This window comes from Priestia sp. SIMBA_032, assembly GCF_046535215.1.
GTDB lineage: Bacteria > Bacillota > Bacilli > Bacillales > Bacillaceae_H > Priestia > Priestia aryabhattai.
Genome location: NZ_JAWRXD010000102.1, coordinates 1 through 516 on the forward strand (window position 1 = coordinate 1; position 516 = coordinate 516).

Below are 516 nucleotides of genomic sequence, written 5' to 3' on the forward strand. Positions count from 1 at the left end.
TCCTAACTAAATCAATTTCTCTTCTTTCTAACACAAGCTCCAATGTTTCGTAAAAATAATATACTCCATAAGAAGTATATCCAATGTTTTCATCATTTCCATCGCAAAGTTTCCAAATAGCCTCATAAAAAACACTTTCGAACTCATCTGCCGTTATTTTCATTTTCATCCACTTACGTTCACATATCTTAGATTTTTTCTTTATTACAAAATCTAATCTCTTTAACAACCGATCAAATGCATATTCTGAACAATCCGCAAGCACATAACTTTCCCATAACTTTTCTATTTCAAGAATATACTTTACTTTTTTCTCTGATTTACGACGTTTTAATTTTATTTTTTTGTTCTCTATAAACGAAGCAATAATAGATAACACCCTTCCTTTTTTCCTAATCAACACAGAAAATAAAAAAGAAGCTATTTTTAAATAGCTTCTTTTTTATTTTCAACTATGCAACGCAATGTGCGTTAACCACAGTACCTGTACGGTAATGTGCTGGTATCCATCTGCCT

General features: G+C 30.6%; 1 pseudogene. It reads right to left on the reverse strand.

Going from position 1 to position 516, the window contains the following annotated elements:
• Positions 1-379, reverse strand: a pseudogene (locus SB717_RS33500) (hypothetical protein); the annotation flags it as partial.
• Positions 380-516 lie beyond the last annotated feature (137 nt).